Raw genomic sequence first — 20,992 nt, 5'->3', positions numbered from 1 at the left:
TATATATTTATAATTATATTTTCCACCACTACAGCTCATTTCCTTTTTTATAAAGAAAGACACAGAGATTCCTCTCCATGCCTGTTAATTTCCTACCTCTTCACCGCATGCACATAATGTACCGTCTCGAAAGCTTTCAAATAATCATTTCTTCCGGCAAAATATAATGTATTTATATCCTCTGGTGATAAGTGCTCATAAATGAGTAAACCTGAATTCTCTAACAATACTTCCATTTCGCGATAAGAATAACATGACTTCATCGGTTCTCCGCCTACCGCTGCCATTTTTACCATATTTTCAACTCGGTTAGACAACCCTTTTTCCGTAAATAAGTTTTCATCGGGATAATCGAAAACGATAGAACTCCCTTCTGGAATCATCTCAAACAAGCACTCTATTAAACTAGCAAGTTCCTCTTTCGTTAAATAGTACGTAACACCTAAAAGGCTAAAGAAAGTCTTTTTATGTTCAAATCCTTCATTGCGTAACTGTTCATAGGAAAATCCTTTCGTAAAATCCATTGAAACAAAATGAAGGTTATTTGGAACTTCAAGTTCTACTTCTTTTATTCTTTCCTTCTTAAACGCCTGTGTAGAAGGATGATCCACTTCAAATATTTCTATTTTATTTTCTAATTCTCGGTGTCTAAAACTGAACGTATCTAAGCCTGCACCGAGTATGACGTATTGTTTCGCTCCTAATGTAATTTCATGTAGTAATACTCTTTCACAATATGCAGCACGTGCTAAAGGTGTTGGTGATAACTGAACTTGCGTAATCCAATTTAATATTTCTTTTGGTTTTTCTTGAAACTGCTCTGCAATGTCTTTATTGAAAAAGTGAATCCCTTGAACCATATTCGTTTCAATATTGTTACGTTCTTTTTGTGAAATGAAATCTTTAGCTACATAATCATCAAAGATTTTAGGATTATCAAATTCACTATGATACGCCCTTCCGAAAGCTGATACTAACGACGTTACACTTGCTTCACCTTGTTTCACGCACATACACTCTCCTTCATTTTCACAACAAAAATAGGGTTCCCCTGGCCAGGAGAACCCTATTATACACCTTATTTTTATATTGGTAAATTATAGCATAAATAAGTTTTTTTGTCAAGTTTCCAGCCTGCTACGCTCCAACAATTTTTGTAATCTCTAGCAGGAAGATTTCGATCTACACCGAATATTCCAGTTCATAACAATACAAATGGAGGGCGTCATGAAAAGATTAATCATCATTACAGTTGGAAAAACACACAGTGGAAAAACTACATTTGCAAGAGCATTAGAAAAAGAGTTACCCCACTCTTTCGTTATGGATCAAGATAATCAAGCTGAATTTATTAACACGTATTATGAAAAATTACAACCGACAGAAGGATCAAATACACTAAAGCACAGTCTTTCAAAATTCATTGTTGATTATGCGAAAGAACATACAAATTTACACCTTATTATTTGTAACTCAAATAGAAGCCTAAACGGACGAATGTATTTGCTAAATGAATGGTTTAAGAAGGAGGAATATATACGCGTATTAGTTCACTTTGACATCCCAGATGATGTACTTTATGAAAGAGTGGCTAGAAGCACGCGGAGTACGAATATTTTTAGAGGTGGATATTCTAGTTTCAAAGAAGTACTTGATCGACAACAAACTGAATCACTTCACGATGATGTGGTAGATCCTATAGAAAACGAAGCTGATTATTTGTTTGTTATTCGTAACAGTAAGGATGTAAACTCTACTATATTAAAAATTGTCCATCTTGCTAAAGAGTTCTCCCCTATCCGAAATAAGAGATTATAAAAATTACATAATCATAGATTATTATGCAAATACTTCCTCTAGACGGCGCAGATGGTATATAATGATGGAAGAATCTACTTCTATATGCTCAATTTTACACAAAACAGCTCATGCATATGAAAGAAAAGAGGTACAAAAATATGAAAACAAAACAAACAATTGCTGCGTCTACACTAGCTTTAGCAATGATTGCTGGCGCGAACTCTGCTCATGCGGAAGTAAATGATGCTACTCCTCAGCAAAGTACGGGAGATCGATTAGCTGAAATTAAGCAACATAAACAAGAGTTAGATGCGAAATTACAGCAACACAAAGAAAACGTGGATCAAACATTAAATGAACTTAACAAAGTTAAGGAAAATGTTGATACAAAGGTGAATGAACTACATGAACGCAAACAAGTTGCTGATGAAAAAATTAACGAAGTTAAACAGCATAAACAAGAACTAGATGCAAAACTTCAGCAAGACAAACAAATCGCCGAAGATAAAATCGCTGAAATTAAAGAGCATAAAAAACAAGTAGAAGATAAAGTTGCTGAAGTAAAAGAACATAAGCAAAATATCGATAACAAAGTGAATGAGATTAAAGAACATAAACAAACTGTCGATGAAAAAGTGAATGAAATGAAGCAACATAAAGAGAACATTGATCAAAAGGTTAATGAACTTAAGGAAGTTAAAAAACAAGTAGATGAAAAATTAGCTGAGTTAAAGAAAGCGAAACAAACTGCTGAGGACAAACTCGCTGAACTAAAAGAAAACAAGCCGAATACTGGTAACACGTTAGAGGAACTTAAGAAAATTAAAGGCAATTTAGACAGTCTTTCCGCTAACTTAGAACTAGCTAAACAAGATGTAAAAAACAAACTAGCTGAATTACAAAAGGCTAGAGAAGATTTACTAAATAAAATTAACGAAATTAAACAATCGAAACAAACTGTTTCAGACGATTTAACAAAGAAAAAACAAGACTTAGATATTAAAATCAACGACTTTAAGCATACTGAGAAAAAAATTGACGACAAATTAGCTGAGTTACATACAACGAAGCAAAATGTTGATAACAAGATTAATGAAGTATCACAGTCTAAACAAACGCAAGCAGATAATGGTACTAAAAACAATAACGCTAAAGAACTTCCTAACGCTGGTAGCGAGCAATCAAACAATATGGCTCTAGGAATGCTATCTGTATTAGGCGGGATTTTATTAGTAACACGCAATAAAATTAAAACCTTATTCTCAAAATAAAGCCATTATACTTATTAAAAACAATTATACAAAGGCCAACCGCATGTACGGTTGGCCTTTTTCTTTATATTAACTGTCCATCTCTCAGCGTCAATATACGATCACATACATCAAGCATTCTTTCATCATGTGTAATCATAATTGCTGCTTTTTGGCTCTCTTTCACTTCACGTTTCATCATTTCTACAACTTCACGCGCACGTTTTGAGTCTAAGCTTGCCGTTGGCTCATCCGCTAATATTAAATCCGGATTGTTCATGAACGCACGAGCGATTGCTACCCTTTGTTTTTCCCCGCCAGATAGTTGATTTGGATAATGATTCTTTCTTTCTCCTAATCCAAATGCCGCTAATAAATGATCCGCACGCTTTTCGGATTCTTGTTTACTTTCCTTTTTTAGCTTTGCAATGTAAAGCAATTGTTCTTTCACATTTAAATATGGAACAAGATTTGCGAACTGGAAAATGAAGCCGATTTTTTTCAAACGAATGTCTGTCATTTCCTTTTCTGATAGCTTCGTAATATTTTGCTCACGAATGTAAATATCCCCTTTTGACGGTGATAATAGTGCACCCGCGATTGATAATAATGTACTTTTCCCTGATCCAGAAGGACCGACGATTCCGATAAACTCTCCAGCTTTCACATCAAGCGACATCGGATGAAGGGCTGTTACTTCCGTATTCCCTTCTCCGTACACTTTACTTACTTTGTCTAATTTCAATAATGAAGTCATTACATCCCGCCTCCAATTGCTTCTAATGCATCAACTTTTAATACTTGGTATAACGAAATAAGTGTTCCTAAAATACTAATTACGATAAAGATTGCTGCGTATTGTACAATCATCGGTGTTGTTAATAAGAACGGCATACCCGCTGGTAAAATTTGTTCTAACCCTTGTACAAGAACGATACTAATTACCATCGCAACGACTGATAAGAATAACGCCTGTACGACTAAGCTATTTGCTAAATATGAGTTCTTTGTACCAATTGCTTTTAATACACCTAATTGCTGTGTTTTTTGTAGTGTAATAACATAGAAGAATACACCGATTAATAACGCAGCGATCACAAGTAAGAACGCAATGATCATCGTTAAAGTTCCTTGCTCTTCTTTAAATCCTGGAATACTTTGCAGTACTTCTTTTTTATCGATAACGTGAGCATTTTTAATTTCTTTATCTGTGTTAAGTGCAATTGCACTATAATCTTTTTGGTTTGGTTGTGAAATAGATCCCCATACGTCTTCATTTACATAGACGACTGGTGTATGGCTAAACATTTGATCTTTCGTAAATCCGACGATTGTAAATTCTTTCTTTGAAACAGGATCGATAATTGTATCTCCAATATCGATTCCCTTCTCTTTAATCGATTCATCAGCAACCATTTCATTATTTGCTGTACCTAATTTCTCACCTTTTACAATGTTCGGTTCTAAAAATGAATCGCGTTCACTTGAAAAAATAGCGATATCAACCTTTTTCGAACTATCTTTCTTTTCATACGTTGAAACTTTCACCCGAAATGGAACTGCCTCTTTCTCGCCTACTTGACTTACTACGTTATCTACATCGTCTTTCTTAATTTGTGAACGAAGTAATTTATTTTCCGCATCATCTGCTAAAACGAACTTATTTGCCTCCATATTTTGAATCGATGAAGCATTATCATATGATAATCCATTTGCTAATCCTGAAATAACAAGGACTAAAAATGATAATAAAACCATGATAAGTCCGATTAATCCGTATCTTAATTTTGATTGTTTCAATTCACGCAGAGCTAAAAACATTATGCTCGCTCCTTCCTCTTTCTTTCTATGCACTAATCATAAAAAAGAAATATGAACGGAATATGAACAGAAGATTACAGAGTAAAAAAATAAATTTTCTGAAAGTATTGAAAATAAATAGAATCCTTGATACAATTCAGTCAAATAATATTGACCGAGTAATTTAATTCAAGGAGTTGATCATGTTGAAGCCCGTATTAACACTAACTACTTATAGCCAACTAAAAGCATTAAGCGATCCATTACGTGCCGAAATGATGATACGTCTATGCGAACGTCCTTATACTGGACAATTACTATCTGAGAAATTCGGCATTTCAAGGGCGAAAATTCATTATCATTTAAAAGAATTAGAAAAGAATGGTCTTATAGAGATCGTTTATACAGAAGAAAAGAATGGGATTGTTCAAAAGTTTTATCAATCTGTCGCTAAAGGCTTCACCCCTGCCGCAGATCTATTACCTCATTTAGAAATATTAAGCGAATCAGGTCGCCAAATCTTTTTACAAATGATAGAAAGAACGAAAAGCCAAATTCTCGCTGCACCAGAAGAAGCTTTTACATTACAAAATGCAAGTGAAGATCCAGCTAAGTGGAATTACGTTTCATCCTGCTGGGAATTTGATGCTACGCCAGAACAATTTCAAGTGTGGGTAAAAAAGTTTTATGAATTAATGGCTGAATTAAACGAAATCACAAAAGGTGCAGATAAAGATCCGAATAGTAAACCTTATTATATTTCTACTACTGCACTTCAAATCGCTGAGAGAACAATGCAGCAATTTATTAAAAAAGAAGAAAAATCGTAATACGATTTTTTTTACATAAACGGTCAAATTTATTTTACCGAATAAATTTATTATAAAGGAGTAGATAAAGTGGACATATTAAAAAACCGGAATTTCCTCTTATTATTTTTAGGAAGAATTTTCACCCACATAGGAGATAGTTTGTATTATGTAGCCGCAATGTGGCTCGTATACAAATTAAGTGGTAATCCTTTTTATTCTGGATTGGCTGGTTCCCTTACGTTATTACCTTCTGCATTACAATTTCTTACTGGTCCATTCGTTGATAGATGGTCAATAAAAAACACCCTCGTCATCACACAAGTTTTGCAATGCATTCTTATTTTAATCATTCCTATTACACACTACTTCGACCTACTAACAGTCCAACTACTACTCATCATCATGCCCATCGTAGCCTTTATCGAACAATTCGCCTATCCCGCACAATCAAAAGCTTTACCACTTCTACTGCATAAAACACAATTATTAAAAGGAAATTCACTCTTCTCATTTGCATATCAAGGCATTGATTTAATTTGTACGACTCTTTCTGGAATATTAGTAGCACTATTTGGCGCCATTACTTTATATGTAATCGACTCCTTTACATTCGCGATTACTGCCCTTTTGTTCTTTTCATTAAAAATGCCAAAACAAACTGAAGCAGACACAACACTTTCAACTAAACAATATTTTACTGATTTAAAAGAAGGGTTTTCAATCGTATTTCGTTCCTTAATGGGCGTCTTCTTAATTGGTTCCGTTGTCGCTAATTTTTCAATCGGTATGACGATGGCAATACTCCCTTCTTTCGCTGATTCGTTAGGCGGTGTAAAATTATATGGTTTCTTTTTAGCCGCTATATCCGCCGGTTGTTTAATTGGAGCACTATTCAGTTCATGGGTTGGTAAACATAATGTTGGCCGTGTCTCCATTATTAGCTTTGCGACTGGCGCTTTCTTTTGGTTTCTCTCAACGGTTGTACCGTTTCAATGGCTATCCATTTTTTTATTCGGCTTAGCTTGGATACCAATTGGTGCGACCAACATATTATTTGCAACTATTGGTCAAATTGTAATTCCAAACCAATATCTTGGGCGCATCAATTCAGTCACACGGAGTATGGGCACAATTGCTATGCCGCTTGGCTCTTTAATTGGCGGATACACTGCGAATGTATATAGTAGCCAACTCATTTTCGCGCTTGCTAGCATCGGGATTTTATTCATTTCCCTCGTATGGCTGCTTCATCCAAAATTACGTGCTTTGCCGAAAGCTGATGAAATTACGGCAGATACTTTTGGGCTTCGGTTTAAGGAAGAACGCGGGAAAGGTGCGGCTTTATAGCAAACCAAACATAACCCCGTTCTAAATTGGGGACGGGGTTAAAAATATAGTTATTTCATTTTGGATGTAAAATACTTCACTAAAAATATAACAATAAAGTCGTTTGAATATCTAAAATTTATTCAACAATAGCACCAACTAAAAGGTTCTGTTAACGCTTTGATGGCCATGCCCCCTGCATTTTCCTTAATTGAATAATTTGGCCTGTATGATAAGCATCATGAAGCATGATGTCCAGTAATTTACCTTCAAGTGAATTTTGTTCAAGCTCTCTTTCAGAAATTGCACTTAATACCTGTCTTAAATTACGCTGAGCATTTTCAGAGCGTTCAACGACTTCCTTCCATTCCGTATCATTATTAGATTGCTTAGTAAGATAAAAGGTGTCATTACCGTCAAGATTATGTGTCCATTCACGTCCTTCCAAGTTTGCAGCAAGTCTTTCTTTGTAATAAGTGAGATGATTAACATTCTCCCAAATGGTATTCGTTGTCTCTCCAGCTGGTTTCCACATAGCCTGTTCAGCTGTAAGTCCTTCTATAGCATGTTTAAACGGTGCATACCAACTCTCTTTGTCGAATGTTGAATCTAGTACGTTTAATAACAAGTCAATTCGTTTCAAAGTAATTTCCTCCCTACACAGTTCAAGTTTTAATACACTCCCTCTAACTCTGTAGAGATTCTACATTTTTAAATAAACTTCCTCCTAATCCCACTCCATAAACTCATCCGATTATGCAATTAAAATGACTCATATTTTTTCATTTTACACGTATACTAGCGACAAAAAAAGAAGAGGCTGTTCCCAAACAGCCTCTTCTATCTATTTAGGAAGCTCCACCCGAACAGTCGTCCCTTCCCCTTTCGTGCTATATACCGAAACGGTCCCTTTATGCAGTTCAACAATCTTCTGCACGATTGATAATCCTAAACCGCTACCTTCTACGTTTCTTGCCCTTGCTGTATCTACTTTGTAAAAACGGTCAAAAATACGATCCATTTCTTCTTTTTCCATACCGATTCCGTTGTCTGATATAGAAATTATAACGCTAGACTCTAACTCTTCCACGAAAAACTCAATCGTTCCACCATCGTTTGAAAACTTAATGCTATTCGTGAAAATGTTACTCCATACTTGATGAAGTAAGTTTTCATCACCTTGAATTGTAATGTCCGGCACATCAAATTCAACGGCGATATCTTTTTCCCGCCATTTCCATTCAAGCATAAAAATGACGTCTTTAATTTGTTTTTGTAAGGAAAAGTCTTTTATTTGTAAAACCTTTTCCTCCTTATCTAATGAAGCAAGCGTAAGTAACTGTTTACATAAACTAGACATTCGCTTACTTTCGCCCTCAATAATTTGTAAGTAATGATTTCTTTCTTCCACGCTCATCTTTTCTGTTTGCAATGTCTTCGAAAAACCTTGTATGGAAGAAAGCGGTGATTGAAATTCATGCGAAACATTTGAAACGAATTCTTGTCTCATTTCATCTAGTTCTTTAATACTTTTCGTCATCTTTTGGAAGCTTGTAGATAACGTTCCTATTTCATCTTTTCGTTTTACGTCTAATTCAATTTTATATTCCCCACTCGCAATTTTTTGCGTAGCCTTCGTAAATTTACGGATTGGGCGAACGATATAACCTGCTGCAATCGCTATAAAAATAATACTTAATAGTACGATAAACCCAAGTAATACCGCTAAGAAAATTCGCATTTCGCCAAATTGGTTCTGAATGTCAGGACGAATAAATAAAGCGTACTGTTTATCACCGTGTTGCACTGGTACACCGACACTATTTATTAATTCATTATCGAAAAATCCTGTAATAAAAAGACGCGTTGGATACGTAGAAACACCATTAAACGTTTCTCCTTGCAATACTTTATGAACAGTAGCATCGCTAATAGACGTCTTACGAAACGCATTGCCGATACGCTTTCCATTCTTTTGATCATCGACAATATAAATTTCATACCCTAACTTTGCGATAGAATGTAAGTACGCCTCTTGATTTTCTTCACTTTGCTTTTCATATAACGATTTAACTTCTTCAGCATACTTTAAAATCTTTTCACTGTTATACGGTTTTAACTTCACTTGATAATATACGTTCGTTAATAAAAAGCCGATAATACTACTAAGTAGCATAATGCCGACCGTCATAAATACAAATCTAGAATATAGTGATTTCATCTTATTTCAACTCCAACTTATACCCGAGGCCGCGCACTGTCGTAATTTGAAAATCATCCGTTCGTTTTGAGAAACGATCTCGTAGTCGCTTCACATGAACATCAACTGTTCGTTCATCTCCTTCAAAATCCATTCCCCATACTAATTCAATTAATTCTTCTCTTGAAAATGTTCTTCCAGGATAACTAGCAAGTTGTGATAATAGCTCAAATTCCTTTAAAGGAAGCAAAATTGTTTGGCCGTTACACTTTACTTCCACACCTTTTCGATCAATTGTCGTTCCGTGCAACGTAATAATATCTGCACTCAGCATTTGATAACGACGTAATAAAGCTTTCATACGGAAAATCACTTCAGCTGGTTCAAATGGTTTCACAATATAATCGTCTGTACCAGAAATGAAGCCTTTTTCTTTATCCACTAACTGGTCTTTCGCAGTTAATAAAATAACAGGAATATCATGATACTTCCGTATTTCCTCACATAACGTATAGCCATCAACAAATGGCATCATAATGTCTACAATCGCAAGATGAATATTTTCCTTCTCTAATACGTCTTGCGCTACCTTTCCATCTTCTGCTTCAAAAACTTTAAACCCCTCTTTTTGTAAATGGTAATGCAATAACTCTCTAATATGTTTATCGTCATCAGCTAATAAAATATGTATCATCTTCATTAAACCCTCTCTCGTTCATCCTTCTACATCACTACATTAAGAAACAATTAGATTTTTTGCAAGAAAAAGAAAAAGAATCTATTTTGAAAAAAGATTATTCAAAATAGATTCTCACGTTTTAGTATTAAGATTATTTTAATCAAAAACAATTTTTAAGCCTTCGAAATATCAACAAATCCTTCTCCGAACACATCACGAACATCGTGTATAGCGATGAACGCCGCCGGATCTGTAGTTTGAACAATCCGTTTTAGCTTCACTACTTCTTGCTTATTAATAACAACATAAAGAATTTCCTTCGGAGTTTTCGTGTAATAGCCATGACCTGAGTACACAGTAACCCCTCTGCCCATTAAGGTCGTTACCTTCCCGGCTATTTCATTGGGATTATCAGAAATAATCGTAATGGCTTTCTTCGGATTTAAACCTTCAATTACAAACTCCATCACTTTCGTTGCTACATATAACATAATAATTGTTATCATCAGTTTTTCTGCACCAATGATGAAATACGATGAAAACGCAACGATTAAATCGAAGAACAGTAGACCGTAGCTAATGCTCCATCCTAAATATTTATGTGTCATCCTTGCTAAGATGGTAGTACCTGCAGTTGTTCCGCCAACGCGAATAATAAGACCAATCCCGCATCCAATAAATATACCTCCGAAAATGGCATTTACGAGCATTTCATCCGAAGCGATCGTCCAACCTTCTGTTAAATGAAGGAATAGTGAGTTCGTAACTACAGCGATAATCGTATAAATTGTTGTGATCTTATTTAAAAATTTATAACCGGCTATTAACAAAATCGCATTTAAAATTAAGTTAACTAAACCTGGTGACCACTCAAATAAATAGTACGTAATAATCGTGATACCTGTTACCCCGCCCTCACCAAACTCGTTCGGAATAACAAATAAATTGACACCTAACGCAAAAAGAAATGCACCGATAATAATAAAAATAATGTCTGTCGTTCTTTTTTTCATACAGTACCTCACTTCTTATGTAAATATTTATTCTGCCATAAACTCTCACTATTATATCGTGGAATATTCAAATCGAACAGTGGTTTGTTTTTATTTTAATATAAGATAAAAAATCAACATTATTTATTATGTACTGCAAATAAAGTTTTGATTTCACCCGTAATTTACTCTTAAAAAGAAATGCTGAACATTGACTTGCACAAATTTCAAATAAAAAAGTACCCATCTAATTGTCATACGCAATGATAATTAGATGGGTACTGCATGATACATTTAGTTTTCACATGTATTGTTTGGAGAAAATTGCAAATAACGACCTATACTCGCCTTATTAAGACCAAATCCATACATCATCATTATTTTCAGCGTTCGTCTTTGCTTCATGAACTTTTTCAATATGATCAACTGTGTTCCAGTTAATAGAAATACCGCCCCAGCCTACATACTTCATATCAATTTTTACTTTCTCACCCACATTAAATACTTGTCCCTTTGTTAAGAAAACATCAATAATATCTTTCTTCCCGTTTAGCGATGGATACTCAACTACAACATATTTAGTAGCACCGTCTCCCTCATCTTCCATCGTTCCTACTTTTGATACTTCTCCAATTACATAATTAGGTGAGCCATCTTCTTTCATGTGCATACCTAACTTGTTTGTTGTATTTTCAACTGCAGTTGCAACCATATATTCTGTAAAATTACGCATCATAGATCCAGTAGCTTTTACTTCATCTCCTACTTTCACGTTTGAAAGTGAATCAATATACACACTAACAGGTTCCTCATATTGCTTAGATTTTACAACAATCACACCATTATCTACTTCTACTACTCGTCCTTCTAACGTCGAGAAATTCGATTCAATAGAAGCTGCACTCGCTTTTGTTAGTTCTAATCCTGGTACATTTGTTCCTGATAATGCTGCGATCCCTAAAGCACCTGCTAAAATTATTTTTTTCATACCCATATGTAACATCTCCATTCATGATGATTTTATTTTTTTGATTGGTATCGACCAACCTGTAATCATTATAGTTACAGGTTATAAAAATAACAACCGTTTTCCTCATGCAATGATGCATACTGTGATTTTCAAATATAAATTTTAGCAAAAAATATTTGTAGATTATTCCTATATTCAGCACTAATACTAAATTCTCAAATTACAGCAGGTGAACTTATTGAAGGCGGAGAAACTAATGTCATGTACAATGTTCTTCAACTCTACGGTTTGTATAGCCGTAGTTCATTAAATTATATAGGAGCGGGATTCATATGTTAATAAAGCCAAAGAGATTACAGCCAGGAGATATCGTAGCAACAGTAAGTCCTTCATGGGGCGGTGCAGGTGATTCTGAAATAAGATGGCGATATGAACAAGGAGTAAAAAGATTAGAAGAAGTTTTTAGTCTTACTGTTATCCCAATGCCAAATAGCTTAAAAGGTAGCGAATACCTTTATAACAATTCAGAGGATCGTGCGGAAGATATAATGACAGCATTTAAAGATACACGCGTGAAAGCAATTATCGCGAATATTGGCGGTGAAGATAGCATCCGGTTACTTCCCTATATAGATTTTAATGTGATACGCGAAAACCCGAAAATTTTTATGGGGTACTCTGACGTTACTATTTCACATTTATTTTGCCATAAAGCAGGGCTTTCCTCTTTATACGGTCCAGCAATTTTGACCGACTTTGCCGAAAATGTAGAGATGGATCCATATACAATTGAAATGGTAAATCGTACTCTCTTTTCAAATGAAACGATTGGAGAGATTCAACCAGCTCATGAATGGACAAGTGAGCATTTAGAATGGATTGAAATAAATAAGGATACAAGACGTACGATGCAGCAAAACAATGGATATGAGCTACTTCAAGGCTCTACCACTGTACAGGGGCGCTTAATTGGTGGTTGTATTGAAGTATTGGAATTTGCAAAAGGAACGGAACTTTGGCCTGAGAAAAAACATTGGGAGAATAGTATTCTCTTCTTTGAAACTTCTGAAGATCATCCAGAACCAAGTTATATAAAATATTGGTTACGAAATTATGCAGCACAAGGTATTCTGCAAAAAGCAAAAGGAATCATTTTTGGTAAACCGAAAGATGAACAATACTATGAAGAATATAAACAGGAAATATTACAGGTTATGAAGGAACATAACTTAGAAGATTTGCCGATTCTTTATAATTTAAATTTTGGCCATACTGAACCGAAGTTTATTTTACCTTACGGTGCAATGGCAGAAATTAATTGTGAAAATGGATCTTTCTCTATTTTGGAAAGTGGCGTGGAATGAATAAAAACACTCCTATGAGATATGTCTGTGAATTGGTACTTTTTAAAAGTATATAATTGGAGGGAGATTACGTGTATGGAAGTAACATTTACAGTAAGTAAGTGGGATGAAAAACCAATCGATGATAATAAAAAAGATTTCCCTATTAATATTGCTCATGTCGAATATGATATTGATGGGGAATTAAAAGGAAAGGCTTTTGTTGAATACTTATTATATTATTTAGACTCAAATATAAATGATGGTCACTTAGCTACTGCTAAAATTTCTGGATTTTTACACTTTGAAGGGATTTATAAGGGGCAACAAGGGACATTTACAGCTCTAGAGCAAGGAATATTTGATAAAGGAAATTTAGATTCCCCAGGAACAATTATTAAAGCTACCGGTAACTTAGAAAACCTGAGAGGATCCTATAATTATCAGTTTACAGGTCAAACTAGTAAACTAATTTTAGAGTTTGAATTTCAGCAAAATACCTTATAATTTAGTGGAAAGGACATTTCTTGTAATACTAGGAATGTCCTTTTTGTTGACGAGTTTATTCAAGTTAAAAATGAACAGAGTATATTATCAGTATTCAGCAATGCATAAAATTTTCTTCATGGGGGAATTAAAAATCTACGCCCTAGAGACATCATGCCCCCACCTATTCATTTCTTTTCTTACTAATTAAAGAATAATCCCCGAAAAACTCCCCTTCATAACTTCCTTTTCAAGTTGATTCCTACATATAAACGTCGCAATAATTTTTGTACGATTTTTTTCATCAGGCTCAAATTGTTCAATAGTTACGTCACAACGAATCGTATCGCCGCTAAAAACAGGACGTAAAAATTCAAAATCCATTTTGCGAGCTAGTACGTTATAATCACCGCCAATTTTTGTAGGCAATGTTGATGTTAACAGCCCTTGTACAACAAATCTTCCCTGCTCATCTGGTGTAACATGATGAACACCTTCATCTTTCGATACTTCTGTAAATAACGCAACATCCTCTTTCGTAAAAGTTCGTTCAAAGGTGATTTTTGCGCCTACTTGCAATTTCATTAATCCCCCTCCTCAAAAACACTTGTAAAATATGAAAAACCGAAACTAAAAATCATTTCGGTTTTTCTAACTAAAGAAGTCTATTTACTTTAAAGAATGAACAAACAACCCACTACGCAGTTTCGGTTCAAACCACGTTGATTTTGGCGGCATAACTTCTCCAGCGTCTGCGATTGCTAATAAAGCTTCCATTGATGTCGGATATAGTGAAAACGCCACTTTATATTCACCGCTATTTACAAGACGTTCTAGTTCTTCTAATCCACGGATTCCTCCGACAAAGTCGATGCGTGAATCAGATCGCGGATCATGTATTTCAAGCACTTGGCTTAATAAGTGATCTTGCAGGATAGATACATCTAAACCTCTAACAAGATCATTCGCATCAAACGTTTCCTCTTTCACAGTAAGCTTATACCACTTCTTATTTACATACATACCAAATGATTTGGGCTCATTTGGTTTATACGGAGAAACAGTTGCTTCTTCTACATAAAAGTACTGCGTAATTTGATTTGAAAACTGTTCCTCTGATAAGCCATTTAAATCTTTCACAACTCGGTTATAATCCCAAATCGATAATTCATCATGAGGGAATAGAACCGATAAGAAGAAATTAAATTCCTCTTCTCCTGTGTAATTTGGATATTGTTCTCTTCGCATAAGTCCTACTTTTGCAGCTGATGCAGAACGGTGATGCCCGTCTGCAATATAAAGATTAGGAATATCTTCAAATGCGTTTACTAAAGTCGTAATTACATCTTCATCTACAATCTTCCACACAACATGCTTAACACCGTCTTCTGCTGTAAATGTATAAATTGGCGCATGTTCTTCTTTCCAGCTTCTAATTAAATGCTTTACTTCATCTTTTGTACGGTACGTTAAAAAAATCGGACCTGTATTTGCGTCACACACATCTACGTGGCGAATACGATCTAGCTCTTTTTCATGACGTGTTCTTTCATGTTTTTTAATTGTATCATCTTCATACTCATCAATAGATGTACAAACGACAAGGCCTGACTGCGTTCTTCCTTGCATCGTCAGTTCATAAATATATAGCGCTGGCTCTTCATCTTGTATGAACACTTCTTCTCGTATAAATTGCTTTAAATTGTCGCCCGCTTTTTCATACACGCGATCATCATACGGTGACAGTTCAGGATCTAAATCAATTTCTGCTTTATCAACATGCAAGAAAGAATATGGATTCCCTTTTACAACTTCCCTTGCCTCTTCACTATTTAATACGTCATACGGTAAAGCTGCCACTTGTGCCGCTTTTTCCTCTACTGGACGAATGGCCCGAAACGGTCGTATTTTTGCCACATTCCTCTCTCCTTTACACAATCATTCGAACGGCTACAACACCTGTAATTTTGCTTATATTTTCTACAATATTCTCTTTTATTATATCATCAATTCCGTTATCGATATCAATCATTGTGTATGCCCAAGAATGTTTACTACGATTAATCATATCGGCAATATTAATATGGTGTTCCGCTAAGCATCCTGTAATTTGCCCTACCATATTCGGGACGTTTTGATGCATAATTGTAATTCGTTTCTTTCCGATATACGGCAATTCTACGTTTGGATAATTTACTGAGTTACGAATATTTCCTGTCTCTAAATATTCACGTAATTGACGTGCTGCCATTACTGCACAATTTTCTTCTGATTCAGACGTAGATGCACCAAGGTGAGGCGTCGCTGTTACATTTTTCATCTTTATTACATTTTCATTTGGGAAGTCCGTTACGTAATGTGTAATAATATCTTCTTCTAATGCCTTTTGAAGAACCTTTTCATCTACAAGTTCTCCTCTAGAGAAATTAAATAGACGCATCCCTCTTTTCATCTTCTCTACAGCGTGTTCCCCAATAATCCCCTTCGTTTGATTCGTAAGAGGAATATGCAGTGTAATATAATCACACGTTGCAAAAATTTCATCAAGGCTAAATGCTCTTTGCACATGTGTAGAAAGACGCCAAGCTGTTTCAACTGAAATATAAGGATCATATCCGATAACATCCATCCCTAACGCTAACGCATCGTTCGCAACTAAAGCACCGATTGCGCCAAGTCCGATAACACCTAGACGTTTCCCTGCAATTTCTGATCCAACGAATTGTTTTTTTCCTGATTCAACAAGCTGTGGTACTTCTTCACCCTCTAAGTTTTTCGTCCAACTTACACCATTAATAATGTTACGTGAAGACATAATAAGACTGGCAATAATGAGTTCCTTTACAGCGTTTGCATTTGCCCCCGGCGTGTTAAATACTACAATTCCTTTTTCTGTACATCGCTCGACAGGAATATTATTTACACCAGCGCCAGCTCTTGCAATCGCCTTTAAGTCTTTTGAAAACTCTTCTTGATGTAAAGAGTAGCTACGAAGCAAAATTCCATCTGGATGATTGATTCTATCTCCTACTTCATAACATTCTTCAGTAAAAACTTGCAAACCTTTTTCTGCAATTTGATTTAACGTTTGAACACGAAACATATCCCCATCTCCCTATCTATTCTCAAGCTCAAATTCCTTCATATAATTTACTAATTGCTGTACGCCTTGTACTGGCATCGCATTGTAAATACTAGCGCGCATACCACCGACTGATCGATGTCCTTTTAACGTAACAAGGCCGCGTTCCTTCGCTTTTTGTAAAAACTCATTGTTAAGTTTTTCTGACGGTGTTGTAAACGGAATGTTCATAAGTGATCGATACGCAGGATCAACTGGTGAAGTAAACAATTTAGATTCATCTAAAAAATGATAAATAAGTGAAGATTTCATTTTATTTTGTTCTTCAATCGCAGATACTCCGCCTTGCTCTTTCAACCACTCTAGTACAAGTTTTGTTACGTAAATACTAAAGGATGGCGGTGTATTATATAAGGAGTTATTTTTACTGTAAGTTTCATAATTTAACATTGTCGGACAAGAGCGATCTGCTCCCCCGATTAAATCTCTTTTTATAATAGCAATCGTTAAGCCCGCAGGTCCTAAATTCTTTTGCGCCCCCGCATATATAAGACCAAACTTCGAAACATCATATCGCTCTGATAAAATATTTGAGGACATATCCGCAACGAGCGGCACTCTTTCTACATGTGGAATTTCCACATATTTTGTCCCTTCAATTGTATTATTCGTTGTAATATGTACATAATCTAGTTTTTCATCACTTAATAAACCGTCCAGTTTAGGAATCGTAGTAAACTTCTCTTTTTCAGAAGAAGCAATCACTTGTACTTCCCCAACTTTTTCGGCTTCTTGCAGTGCCTTTTTAGACCATGAGCCAGTTAGTACGTACCCAGCTTTTTTATACGTATTCATTAAGTTCAACGGTATCATAGAGAATTGTAATGACGCACCGCCTTGTAAAAATAAAACTTCATACTCATCAGGGATGCTCATTAATTCACGAAGTAAGTTACTCGCTTCCTCTATAATACTTTGAAAATAAGAAGATCGATGACTCATTTCCATAATAGACATGCCTGTCCCGTTATAATTTAAAAGCTCCTTTTGCACTTTCTCTAAAACTGGCAAAGGGAGTATTGATGGTCCTGCTGAAAAATTATAGACTCTCTCCATTACCCTCATAACCTCCCTATTTCTCATTTGATTATTTTTTAAACTTTCTGAATTATAACCTAAAATATAATATACGGTCAATTTGTTTTCTATTATTACGGCGCAAGACGCGATGGAATCGCTTGCAAGTGCAGACTTTTTTATGGACATATAAAAAAGTGTTAAGTACATAATCGTACTTAACACTCTAATAATGAAAGAATAATAGCTAGTCGTTCGTAAAGAACCGATCAAAAATTTGATAAATAGCAGAAAGACCAATGAGCCAATAAATAGTGTCCACAAGCGCCGGCATAGAACCAAACCATTTCTCAACTACATTGTAATCTAACGCTACAAATAACCAATTCAAACCGCCAAGAATCACCAAAATTACTGTAAGGTAAGACAAAAATTTCATTATGATTGCCCCCTAGGTGATAAGATGGTGAAAGGCCTTTCACTAGAAATATATGTAGTAAACTTTAAAACTTACCTATTTTATAAAATTTATTTTCGGTACCACCCGTTAATAACTGCCTCTGCTTCTTTACTATGTATTTGATACGGATGTGTACTATCATTAGAGCCAATAAACCAAATTGAAAAACCTTTAAAGTATGGTTTCGGTTCTAATACATCGCGGTAAGCACGCCATCCATTTAATTGTACATCTTTCGAAAACACATTTGAAACATCTGGATTCCATGGATTTTGTAATCCAAGTTCACGTGCTGGAACGTTAAATCCACCGAAGTAAACTGGCTTTCCTGTTGCATTATGTAATTGTTCCAATTGCTGAACAACATTTTGCCCACGATTATATACTGTTGTCGCAAATAAACTTTGTTTCACTTCTTCATATGTTGGATTCCTTTTTCCTGAAACTTCAAACCAACTATCTATGCTAACAATATCCACTTTTTTTAAATACGGGCGATTGATTTTTTCTTTAAACTTCGCTTCATAAGAAGAGTCCCAACTTGCTGTTAACCACCAGTTCATTTGATACAAAACATTTCCTTTATACTGATTACGAACAAAATCAATTGTATCGCTCCAGTATCCTTCTGCATACTCCATATTCACGAAATTAGAAGCAATCTTTAGTCCATACACATTGTATTTACTTGTAATGGAATTAAAAATATCTTGCAGAATAACCGTCTTCCAATTCCAGAAGAAATCATTAATGTTACTTGGGTTCCATTCTGTCTCTCCAACATTCCCCTGTTGAATATACGGGAACGGTTCCACTATAACTTGAATATTACGCTTTAATAATTCTTGAATTAAAATTATAGCTTGTTGCTTTTGCGCTTGATTAATTACCATGTTAGTAGAAGTCACATTTGGGATATCTACTTGAATCGGTACATTTACTGTATTTAAATTTAAGCGCTCCACATCCGCTAATACTTTCGCTACATTTCCAACTTCCCATACTGTTACGTTTCCTGATTTGATTTTTCCAGATTGAACAGTATTTACATCTGCCTGTACATTTCCTTGAAAACAAAAAGAAAACAACATAATAAACACTCCTAAAAAACTTATTAAACTCTTATTTTTCTTCACAACTTTCCCCCTATAATTTTTGGCTTTCTTGATTATTTTATACAACGTTTCATATATATTCCACAAAAAATCCAATAAATTTTTATTGATAAAAATGCTATTCATTCTTTATTCACATCTTACTCATACTAAGCTCCTAAAAATAGTAAGATAAATAAAAAAGGAACGGATTTCCGCTCCTTTTTTATCTTTTTACGATTATCAATCCATTTCCCTTTTAGGCTCTACCAACATGATGTGGGATTCCTTTTCAGTGAAAGGTTTATGCTCAACGCCTCTCGGGACAATAAACATCTCGCCCTTAGAAATTTTCACCTGTCCATCACGGAAATCGATGAACATCTCCCCTTCAAGCACAATAAATAGCTTATCCGTATTAGGATGCTCATGCCATATAAAATCTCCATTAGCTTTAAAAAGCTGAATTTGATCATCATTCATTTCACCAATCACTCGTGGATACCAATAATCGTTAATTTTAGATAACTCGTCATTTAGTTTAATAGGTTGGTAATGGATAATAATCCCTCCTCATTTTTAACTTCCACTATATTACAATAATCTAAGTAAAAAAGTCGTCATTACGCTTAAAAAGAAAATGCTCCGGCCAGAACTTTTCATTCAGATAGTACAAAGGAGTGATTTCAATGAAAGTTCTTTCAATCCAATGTTTCCTTTAACTCTCCATAAGTATAGAACAGTGATTTTCAAATAAGAATGGACCCCTGTTGACATTAGTATGGATTATTGATGAACTTCTCGCGATATTTAGTAGGCGAAATGCCAACTCGCTTCTTGAAAACTCTACTAAAATAATAAGGGTCTGCGATTCCAACAGCCTGCGCAATTTGTTGTACAGGCACACCACTTGTACATAACATTTTTTGAGCCATCTTTATACGATAGTTCAATAAATATTCTGCCGGCCCCATACCTGCATGCTTTCTAAACACGTAAGAAAGACGATTTCGATTAACATTATTTTGTTCTGTAAGCATATGTATTGTAATATCTTTATAATAGTATTTACGAACGTAACTAGATATTCGTTCGAATAAAGTATGCGACTCATAGTTGTTTTCTCTATTGACAACACTTAATAAAGCTTCATTCAACGCTTCGCGAAACAGCATTTCGGTCTGAAGCATCGAAATGCCTCCACGCTGATTATACACATCCCAAAGACGCATAAGTAATTCGACAAGACGAGGAGATTGTCCTGTTAATAATTCAAAATGCTGATGAGTAAAGCCAGAGTCTTCTCGTTCTGAATTGCTTATCTGATATAAAACAAGAATATATTCCCAGTTTATTTCACCAAGCATTTTATGGGCTAATGTCATTTTTGCACCCCCATGTATAACTTTTCCTGGGGAAAGGATATACGGCGTACCATTAAATTGAAATTGCGTCTTCCCTGTAAGTGGAAATACAAATCCTGGGAAAGAATCTGTAGACTCAGCACAAGGTACACCTGGATTTTTAGCATAACGATATACTCCTTCTACTCGGAAAGGATTATTGGCAAGATACTCTGCTAACTCATTCACGTCCAACTTCACAATGCACGCCTCATTTC

22 protein-coding genes are annotated in these 20,992 nt (G+C 35.1%); 6 read left to right on the top strand and 16 right to left on the bottom strand.

Annotated elements, in window-relative coordinates; translation table 11 throughout:
• Positions 1-92 precede the first annotated feature (92 nt).
• Positions 93-1,013, bottom strand: coding sequence for a class I SAM-dependent methyltransferase (locus tag H6481_RS11840; protein WP_182811767.1), 921 nt, complete (start codon positions 1,011-1,013; stop codon positions 93-95).
• 214 nt (positions 1,014-1,227) lie between these two features.
• On the opposite strand from H6481_RS11840, the gene H6481_RS11835 reads away from it, so the two are divergent.
• Together H6481_RS11835 and H6481_RS11830 are read left to right on the top strand one after the other, a co-directional pair.
• Complete coding sequence (locus H6481_RS11835) at positions 1,228-1,818, top strand: AAA family ATPase (RefSeq protein ID WP_182811764.1); 591 nt, start codon at positions 1,228-1,230, stop codon at positions 1,816-1,818.
• A 140-nt stretch (positions 1,819-1,958) separates the two neighbouring features.
• A complete protein-coding gene (locus tag H6481_RS11830; protein ID WP_089171418.1) occupies positions 1,959-3,071 on the top strand; it encodes an LPXTG cell wall anchor domain-containing protein in 1,113 nt (370 codons plus the stop codon).
• Between the two features lie 64 nt (positions 3,072-3,135).
• On the opposite strand, the gene H6481_RS11825 is transcribed toward H6481_RS11830, so the two are convergent.
• Together H6481_RS11825 and H6481_RS11820 are read right to left on the bottom strand one after the other, a co-directional pair.
• A complete protein-coding gene (locus tag H6481_RS11825) occupies positions 3,136-3,807 on the bottom strand; it encodes an ABC transporter ATP-binding protein (RefSeq protein WP_000202606.1) in 672 nt (223 codons plus the stop codon).
• Complete coding sequence (locus tag H6481_RS11820; protein WP_097987347.1) at positions 3,807-4,871, bottom strand: ABC transporter permease; 1,065 nt, start codon at positions 4,869-4,871, stop codon at positions 3,807-3,809. The genes H6481_RS11825 and H6481_RS11820 overlap by 1 nt, the downstream gene beginning before the upstream one ends.
• Before the next feature lie 185 nt (positions 4,872-5,056).
• Here H6481_RS11820 and H6481_RS11815 point away from each other — a divergent pair, with 185 nt between their 5' ends.
• Together H6481_RS11815 and H6481_RS11810 are read left to right on the top strand one after the other, a co-directional pair.
• Positions 5,057-5,680, top strand: coding sequence for a winged helix-turn-helix domain-containing protein (locus tag H6481_RS11815; RefSeq protein WP_014895296.1), 624 nt, complete (start codon positions 5,057-5,059; stop codon positions 5,678-5,680).
• 69 nt (positions 5,681-5,749) lie between these two features.
• Positions 5,750-7,009 (top strand): MFS transporter, encoded by a 1,260-nt coding sequence (locus tag H6481_RS11810; protein WP_182811761.1) that lies wholly within the window; start codon positions 5,750-5,752, stop codon positions 7,007-7,009.
• 151 nt (positions 7,010-7,160) lie between these two features.
• On the opposite strand, the gene H6481_RS11805 is transcribed toward H6481_RS11810, so the two are convergent.
• The 5 genes from H6481_RS11805 to H6481_RS11785 form a co-directional block, all read right to left on the bottom strand.
• On the bottom strand, positions 7,161-7,631 hold the full coding sequence (locus H6481_RS11805) for a DinB family protein (RefSeq protein WP_000821001.1): 471 nt from the start codon (positions 7,629-7,631) through the stop codon (positions 7,161-7,163).
• A gap of 201 nt (positions 7,632-7,832) precedes the next feature.
• Entirely contained in the window at positions 7,833-9,209 is a 1,377-nt protein-coding gene (locus H6481_RS11800; protein ID WP_071731911.1) for a HAMP domain-containing sensor histidine kinase, read from the bottom strand.
• A 1-nt stretch (position 9,210) separates the two neighbouring features.
• Positions 9,211-9,888 (bottom strand): response regulator transcription factor, encoded by a 678-nt coding sequence (locus tag H6481_RS11795; protein ID WP_000781961.1) that lies wholly within the window; start codon positions 9,886-9,888, stop codon positions 9,211-9,213.
• A gap of 152 nt (positions 9,889-10,040) precedes the next feature.
• Positions 10,041-10,880 (bottom strand): YitT family protein, encoded by an 840-nt coding sequence (locus H6481_RS11790; RefSeq protein WP_000747488.1) that lies wholly within the window; start codon positions 10,878-10,880, stop codon positions 10,041-10,043.
• A 331-nt stretch (positions 10,881-11,211) separates the two neighbouring features.
• Positions 11,212-11,853, bottom strand: a complete 642-nt coding sequence (locus H6481_RS11785) for a F0F1 ATP synthase subunit alpha (RefSeq protein ID WP_000525484.1) — start codon at positions 11,851-11,853, stop codon at positions 11,212-11,214.
• 308 nt (positions 11,854-12,161) lie between these two features.
• Here H6481_RS11785 and H6481_RS11780 point away from each other — a divergent pair, with 308 nt between their 5' ends.
• Both H6481_RS11780 and H6481_RS11775 read left to right on the top strand, forming a co-directional pair.
• Positions 12,162-13,193, top strand: coding sequence for a S66 peptidase family protein (locus H6481_RS11780; protein WP_182811758.1), 1,032 nt, complete (start codon positions 12,162-12,164; stop codon positions 13,191-13,193).
• Between the two features lie 75 nt (positions 13,194-13,268).
• Positions 13,269-13,679, top strand: a complete 411-nt coding sequence (locus H6481_RS11775) for a DUF3224 domain-containing protein (protein WP_000454093.1) — start codon at positions 13,269-13,271, stop codon at positions 13,677-13,679.
• A 186-nt stretch (positions 13,680-13,865) separates the two neighbouring features.
• Here H6481_RS11775 and H6481_RS11770 read toward each other — a convergent pair whose 3' ends face one another.
• The 8 genes from H6481_RS11770 to H6481_RS11735 all read right to left on the bottom strand — a co-directional run bounded on the left by H6481_RS11770 (position 13,866) and on the right by H6481_RS11735 (position 20,975).
• Positions 13,866-14,243 (bottom strand): MaoC family dehydratase, encoded by a 378-nt coding sequence (locus H6481_RS11770; protein WP_001968760.1) that lies wholly within the window; start codon positions 14,241-14,243, stop codon positions 13,866-13,868.
• 84 nt (positions 14,244-14,327) lie between these two features.
• Entirely contained in the window at positions 14,328-15,575 is a 1,248-nt protein-coding gene (locus H6481_RS11765; RefSeq protein WP_023522480.1) for a DUF1015 family protein, read from the bottom strand.
• 13 nt (positions 15,576-15,588) lie between these two features.
• The gene (locus tag H6481_RS11760; protein WP_182811756.1) at positions 15,589-16,761 is read right to left on the bottom strand and encodes a 3-phosphoglycerate dehydrogenase family protein; all 1,173 of its coding nucleotides are present in this window, start codon (positions 16,759-16,761) and stop codon (positions 15,589-15,591) included.
• 12 nt (positions 16,762-16,773) lie between these two features.
• A complete protein-coding gene (gene serC, locus H6481_RS11755) occupies positions 16,774-17,856 on the bottom strand; it encodes a 3-phosphoserine/phosphohydroxythreonine transaminase (RefSeq protein ID WP_182811754.1) in 1,083 nt (360 codons plus the stop codon).
• 208 nt (positions 17,857-18,064) lie between these two features.
• Positions 18,065-18,256, bottom strand: a complete 192-nt coding sequence (locus tag H6481_RS11750; protein WP_000670804.1) for a DUF378 domain-containing protein — start codon at positions 18,254-18,256, stop codon at positions 18,065-18,067.
• A gap of 89 nt (positions 18,257-18,345) precedes the next feature.
• The gene (locus H6481_RS11745) at positions 18,346-19,413 is read right to left on the bottom strand and encodes a hypothetical protein (protein ID WP_063547946.1); all 1,068 of its coding nucleotides are present in this window, start codon (positions 19,411-19,413) and stop codon (positions 18,346-18,348) included.
• 201 nt (positions 19,414-19,614) lie between these two features.
• Complete coding sequence (locus H6481_RS11740; RefSeq protein ID WP_000997182.1) at positions 19,615-19,854, bottom strand: cupin domain-containing protein; 240 nt, start codon at positions 19,852-19,854, stop codon at positions 19,615-19,617.
• A gap of 293 nt (positions 19,855-20,147) precedes the next feature.
• Positions 20,148-20,975 (bottom strand): AraC family transcriptional regulator, encoded by an 828-nt coding sequence (locus H6481_RS11735; RefSeq protein ID WP_088020606.1) that lies wholly within the window; start codon positions 20,973-20,975, stop codon positions 20,148-20,150.
• Positions 20,976-20,992: the final 17 nt, after the last annotated feature.

This window comes from Bacillus sp. ME78 (genome assembly GCF_903970865.1).
Lineage (GTDB): Bacteria > Bacillota > Bacilli > Bacillales > Bacillaceae_G > Bacillus_A > Bacillus_A cereus.
The sequence above is the reverse complement of the archived record's forward strand: the minus strand, read 5'-3'. Positions and strand labels throughout refer to the sequence as shown.